We start from the raw sequence: 6,340 nt of genomic DNA, 5'->3' as shown, positions 1-6,340 counted from the left end.
GGCTGCGGTCTGCTGGCGATGCTGTTGCCGCCGCTGCGCGAGGAACAGCTCGCCCGCCTGGTCGACGATATGGAGTTGTTCGCGCTGGGTTACAGCTGGGGCGGCTACGAGAGCCTGATCCTGCCGACCGACCCCCGGCCGCTGCGCTCGGCAACGACCTGGGACCGGCCGGGGAGCCTGATCCGCCTGCACATCGGCCTGGAGGCGGTCGAGGATCTGATCGCCGACCTGGATGCCGCGTTCACACGGCTGCGCGAGTTTGGGAGTTAGGGAATCAGTGCTTCCCTAGGACTTGCGCCAGAAGTCGGCGCCCTTGATCTCCAGGGCGTCGGGGTCGAACACCGGGTCCTTGCCGGCCTTCTTCTGCGCTTCGTAATCCTTCAGCGCCTTCAGCGCGGGGCGCTGAACGATCAGGATGGCGACGATGTTCAGCCAGGCCATCAGGCCCACGCCGATGTCGCCCAGCGCCCAGGCCAGTCCGGCGCTGCGGACCGTGCCGTAGGTCACGGCGGCGAGGATCGCGATGCGCAGCACCAGCACCATCCACGCGCGGTGCACGTGCCGGTTGATGTAGGCGATGTTGGTTTCCGCCATGTAGTAATAGGCGACGATGGTCGTGAACGCGAAGAACAGCAGCGCCACGGCGACGAAGCCCGCGCCCCAACCGGGCAGCACCGACTCCACCGCCGCCTGCGCGTAGCCGGGGCCGGCGGCAACGCCCGGCAGCGTCTCCACGATGGCCGTGCCGGTCGCGTCCATGACGTTGTAAAGCCCGGTGGACAGGATCATGAACGCGGTCGCCGAGCAGACGAACAGCGTATCCACGTACACCGAAAACGCCTGCACGTAGCCCTGTTTGGCGGGGTGTGACACCTCGGCGGCCGCCGCCGGGTGCGGGCCGGTGCCCTGACCGGCCTCGTTGGAATAGATGCCTCGCTTCACGCCCCATTCCACGGCCAGACCCAGCACCGCGCCGAACGCGGCCTCGGTTCCGAACGCCGAGCCCAGAATCAGGCTGACCACGCCGGGCAGCTTGTCGATATTCAGGAACAGGATGACCAGCGCGACCAGCATGTAGGCCAGCGCCATGAACGGGACGACGAGCTGGGTGAAGTGCGCGATGCGATGCACGCCGCCGAAGATGATCATGCCCAGCCCGATGACGATGATCGCCGCCGTCACCGTGGGCGGCACGCCCCAGGCCTCGGTCATGCCGATGGCGATGCTGTTGGCCTGGACGCCGGGGAGCAGCAGCCCGGTCGCGATGACCGTCGCCACCGCGAAGATCCACGCGTACCAGCGCTGGCCCATGGCCTTTTCGATGTAGTACGCCGGGCCGCCGCGGTAGGTGCCCTGATCGTCCTTTTCCTTGTAGATCTGCGCCAGCGTGGATTCCACATAGGCGGTGGACGCGCCGAGGAACGCCACGACCCACATCCAGAACACCGCGCCGGGCCCGCCAAAGGTGATGGCGGTGGCCACCCCCGCGATATTGCCGGTGCCGACACGGCCGGACAGCGACATCGCCAGCGCCTGGAACGGCGACACACCGGCCTTCGATTCCTTGCCGTCCAGCAGCAGGCGGATCATCTCGCCGAAGCCGCGTATCTGCATGAACCGCGTGCGGATCGAGAAGTACAGGCCCGCGCCCAGGCAAAGGGCGATGAGCGCGCGGCTCCAGATCAGATCATTGAGTACGCCGACGACGGCTTCCATGGGGGTTGTCCGGTTTTTGGATGGGGCGCCGGGTCGGCAAGCAAGAATCGTTGCAGGTCAGACGCCGCCGAAGCGCATGGACAAGTCCACGGCCGTCACGTTCTTGGTCAGCCCGCCGATGGAGATGCGATCGACGCCGGTGTCGGCCACGTCACGCACGTTGCTCTGGTCGATGCCGCCGGAGGCCTCCACGAGCACCTTGTTGTGCGCATGCCGGCTGTGCTGGGCAACCATGTTCACCGCGCGGGCGAGCAGGTGGGTTTCGAAGTCGTCGAGCAGCAGGATGTCGGGCGGGGCCATGCACTTGAGTGCTTCCTCGACGTCGCCGATGGTCTCGGCCTCGGCGATCACCGGCACCTTGGCGTAGGTCATCCTCGCCTGATGGATGGCCGCCCCGAGTCCGCCCGCCGTGGCCACGTGGTTTTCCTTGACCATGACGGCGTCGTAGAGGCCGAAGCGATGGTTGATGCCGCCGCCGCAGCGCACCGCGTACTTCTGCGCCGTGCGCAGCCCGGGCAGGGTCTTGCGGGTGTCGACGATCTTCGCCTTGGTGCCCTTGACGCGGTCGACGAAGCGACGGGTCTGCGTTGCCGTACCCGACAGCAACTGCAGGAAATTCAGCGCCGTGCGCTCGCCGGTGAGAATCGATCGCGCCGGCCCTTCGAGCCGGACGAGTTCCTGGTCCGGGCGGACATAGTCGCCATCCTTCGCCAGCCAGGTCAGCTTCACGGCCGGATCGAATTCGGTGAACACCGCGGTGAACCAGGCCGTGCCGCAGAGCACGGCGGATTCGCGGCTGACCACTGTCGCGGTGGCGCCGGTGGACTCGTCGATCAACGCGGCGGTGCGGTCGCCATCGCCAACATCCTCGGCCAGCGCGGCCTTGACCATGGGTTCGATGTCGGACGCGGGCGGATGCTCGCGGTTGAAGTCGGTGGACGGTGGGTCCAGCGGGTTATACATGTGAAAGATCAGTCCCCCAAGACAGGCGCGCTATTCTGTCGATGTGCGCCGATCGGCGCAATTCGCCGGCAGATCGGTCTCCGATCGCGCCAGACGCAGGCCGGCGAAGATGTGGCGCATGTCCGGGGTGTAGAAGTTGCGAAAGCTGTCGCGGCGGATGTCCGGCTCGGTCCAGCGTGAGCCACCCTTGAGCACGGCGTGCCGCCCGTCACACCAGGGAAGGGTGTACTCCGGATAGGGGAACGGACGAAAACCCGGGAAGGGGTACAGCGCGTTTTCGCACCACTCCCAGACCTCGCTCACCTGGTCCAGTTGCGGACGGGCGGCCAGCCACTCCAGTTCATGCGGCAGCCGGGCGCCAGCCCAGGTGGCGAAGGCCAGCGCCTCGTGCTGGCTGATCCCGTAGACCGGGGCATCCTGCTTCGGTGGCGCGGCGCTGCCGTCCGGTTGCACGGCGAGCCAGTCTCCCCGGTCGCCCCGCCAGTGCATCGGCCACGGGGTTTGCAGCGACTGTCGCCATGACCAGCCGGACGCCGTCCACCATTCGGCGCGTTCGTAGCCACCCGACTCCATGAACGCCAGCCACTGGCCATTGCTGACGGGCCGGGTCGCGATCTGGAAGGCGGGCAGCCTGACGCGATGGGCGCCGAGTTCGTTGTCGTAGGGCGCGGCGCAGCCGGGAGCGTGTCCCGGCTCCAGTGATTGTTCGGGCGTGGACAGCCAGGTGAAATCAGCTGCCCGTGATCGCAGCGGATGTCCGCTCGCATCCGGCGTGGGCTCGGCGATCGCCCAGGCCTGCTGCGCCATGCGCAGGGTCTCCAGGTGCTGGGCGTAGTGCTGGATCAGGAATCCCAGCAGGTAGTGATCGCCGATCATGCCGTGACGTTGACGGCGAGCGTAGGCCAGCTCCCAGGCCGAGTCCGCGGCGGCGCTCATGTCGTCGCACCAGGTGAGCAGCCTGTCGATGGAGGGCAGCCGGGTGCCGCGTTCGGTTTTCGGGCAGCGCTCCGGCAGATAAAGCGAGGCATGGTCCGCCAGGTCCGCGCCATCGCCCAGCACCCGTTCACGCAGCCACAGAGACTCGACGAAATGCGTGTGTCCGACGTGCCAGGCAGCCGGACTGAGCATTGGATGCACCTGCCGGTTGACGGCCTCTTCGGGAAACATCTTGAGCACGTTCCGGACCCGGGTGCGCAGGGTCCGGAGCCGGGTCAGCTCGACGGCCGGACGCGTTTCGGCGGTCAGGGTCACGGATGGTTGTGGGTCGATATCGCGGCCAACATGCGGCCATCTTCGTCGAAGACAGCCCTGTTTTCGGGAAACAAATCCATTCGCGGGAAATCGAAACCAAAAATCACTGGCATCATGAGGACATTGTCATTTTGAGGCCACAAAAAGGGGTCGCCACGGCACATGGTTTGCTCGGAAGCTCACCACCTTGGTCCGGCGAGGCGGCATCGGGTTCCGTGCGACATGGAACCGCCGCCCCGGACGATTGTGTGTCGAAGACGATGGGGGCTCAATGAGCGACAAGAATGCAACGCGCCGGCTGGCGCGATGGGATGTGCTGGCAGCCGGTCTGGTGCTGAGTGCCGCGGTGGCTGTGCTGATCTGGCAGGCGCCATGGCAATCGGGAACCAGTCTGGTCGCCTCCGGCGACTGTCCGCCCGGCTACCGGCTGCAGGATCCGGTCGCTTACGCGCGCGAGTTCAACGGCCGGCTCAGCGACGAACATGTTGCCAAGATTCACGAGATCTTCGGCGAGCAGGTCTGCGCCTATGGCCGCCTGCCCGAGACGCTGACCGACATCGACCGCTGGGGCAGTGTTGCCCAGCAGGCCGCCGCCGCTCCGTTGAGCCATGTTCCGCCCGGTGCCGGTCGGGCCGCCTTCGAGCAGAAGCAGGCGATGGTGTCCTTGCAGGCCAAGGTCGCGAACGCCGATGGCGTCTGGGAGAACTACGGCTCCGGTCCGCAGATCGCGCTGGACGAATATGTCGACGGGTCTCGTGACGGCATTCCCTCCGTGGCCGGCCGGGTCGACGACTTCGCCTATGACGAAGCCGGCAAGCGATTGTTCGCGGCGGTGGGCACCGGTGGCGTGTGGATGAGTGAGGCGGTGGACGGCGATGTCGGCACCTTGGCTGATCACTGGATCGATATCGGCAAGAACATGCCGACGACAGTGGCCTCCGCCGTGGCCTGGACCAACTGGCAGGGCGGTCGGCTGCTGATTCTCACCGGCGAGCACGTGCAGGGCGGCAATACCTACGTCGGCCTGGGTGCGTTCTGGTCCGACGATCTCGGCGAGACCTGGCATCAGGCGGAGGGCGCGCCCGATGCCGTCGGCGCATCGACGCTGGCCGTGGACAAGGCACATCCGAATATCGTCTACGCCGCGACTCACAAGGGCTTGTTCCGCTCCACCGATGGCGGCGAGAGCTACGTTAACGTCAATCTGCCGGTGTCCGAGGATTGTGCCGGCGTGGTCGAGTATGACGGCCCCTGTCAGCTGGCCAACGTGGTCACCGACGTCGTCGTCCAGGCACCCGGCGGCACGTCCGCCCTGGGGCTGGATACCGTGCTGGGCCCCGGCGTGGTCTGCGAGGCGGCGGGTTGCTCGGTGCTGGCCGCGGTGGGGTATCGCGGCGGGAACGGCGCGACCTACGCCGACGGAACCTCGCACGCGCCCGGCAACGGGCTTTACCGGTCGCCAACGGGTGAGCCGGGCACCTTCGTCCGTATCGACAGTCCGGCACCGCTGGATGCCGTGACCGGCGGGATACTCCCGCTCGGGTTCGCCCCGCAGTCACGGATCGGGCGTATCGAACTCGGCGCTGCGATCGGCCCGGAGCAGGATCACAACTACGTCTACGCCATCGTGCAGGACGCGGTTCTGCTCAACGGTGGCTTCCCGCTGCTGGACCTGCCCACCGAGGAAGGGCTGGCGATTCCCCTGGATTGCGGGTCGCTGATTCCGGAGAACGTCGATGATGTCTATCGCGACCTCTGCGAAATCCTCCTGGGCTCGCTGAATCCGACGACCATCAACGGCCTTTACGTCTCCCCGGACTTTGGCGAGACGTGGACGCGTCTGGCCGACGACATCAACCTGACCTACACCACCCAGGCGTCGGGTTCGACGCTGGCTGTCGTGGTGCCGCTGGGCATCGGGCCCGGTGTTCAGGCGTGGTACGACCTGTGGGTGCAGCCTGATCCCACCTTGCAGGATGTCGCGCTGCATGCGCCGACGCGGGTGGTCTTCGGCATGGAGGAGGTCTGGAAGAACACCTTGTCCGGCCTGCCGCCGGTGCCGATCATCGACCAGGTGATCGACGACCTGGCCGCCGAGCTGGGTCTGGAGGCCGCGCTGGAGGAACTGAGCCTGGGGCTGCTGCCCGTGGTGGGTCTGGTCGAGCAGCTGCCGGTGTTGGACTGGGAGGTGTTCGGGACCTATTTCGCCGGGGAAACCTGCCTCTACCTGATCGGACAGATCGGGCCGGCAGTGCCGATCTGCCCGACCTACGATGGCCTGATCAACGGCACGACCACCCACCCCGACCAGCATGACGGCATCTTCATTCCGGATGACGAACGTGGCGGCGTGTGGCTGATCGTCGGCAACGACGGCGGCGTGTACAAGCAGTACAGCTCCAATCCGATC

Annotated in this window: 5 protein-coding genes; 2 read left to right on the top strand and 3 right to left on the bottom strand. The window is 66.6% G+C overall.

Going from position 1 to position 6,340, the window contains the following annotated elements; translation table 11 throughout:
• Positions 1 to 270, top strand: a 270-nt coding sequence (locus tag ABNS06_RS13300) for a PLP-dependent transferase (RefSeq protein ID WP_348675079.1), incomplete at its 5' end; no start/stop codon positions are given.
• Between the two features lie 15 nt (positions 271 to 285).
• Here the strand turns inward: ABNS06_RS13300 and ABNS06_RS13295 are convergent.
• Genes ABNS06_RS13295 through ABNS06_RS13285 form a run of 3 tightly spaced genes read right to left on the bottom strand, consistent with a single transcriptional unit; the run spans position 286 to position 3,930 of the window.
• The gene (locus ABNS06_RS13295) at positions 286 to 1,716 is read right to left on the bottom strand and encodes an alanine/glycine:cation symporter family protein (RefSeq protein ID WP_348675078.1); all 1,431 of its coding nucleotides are present in this window, start codon (positions 1,714 to 1,716) and stop codon (positions 286 to 288) included.
• Positions 1,717 to 1,773: 57 nt separating this feature from the next.
• Positions 1,774 to 2,679 carry a carboxylating nicotinate-nucleotide diphosphorylase gene (gene nadC / locus ABNS06_RS13290; protein WP_348675077.1) on the bottom strand — a complete coding sequence of 302 codons (906 nt, stop codon included), beginning with the start codon at positions 2,677 to 2,679 and terminating at the stop codon, positions 1,774 to 1,776.
• A 30-nt stretch (positions 2,680 to 2,709) separates the two neighbouring features.
• Positions 2,710 to 3,930: an SUMF1/EgtB/PvdO family nonheme iron enzyme gene (locus ABNS06_RS13285; protein WP_348675076.1), complete on the bottom strand. Its 1,221-nt coding sequence runs from the start codon at positions 3,928 to 3,930 to the stop codon at positions 2,710 to 2,712.
• A 271-nt stretch (positions 3,931 to 4,201) separates the two neighbouring features.
• Here ABNS06_RS13285 and ABNS06_RS13280 point away from each other — a divergent pair.
• Positions 4,202 to 6,340, top strand: a 2,139-nt coding sequence (locus tag ABNS06_RS13280; RefSeq protein WP_348675075.1) for a hypothetical protein, incomplete at its 3' end; no start/stop codon positions are given.

This window comes from uncultured Abyssibacter sp. (genome assembly GCF_964000955.1).
Classification (GTDB): Bacteria; Pseudomonadota; Gammaproteobacteria; order Nevskiales; family OUC007; genus Abyssibacter.
The sequence above is the reverse complement of the archived record's forward strand: the minus strand, read 5'-3'. Positions and strand labels throughout refer to the sequence as shown.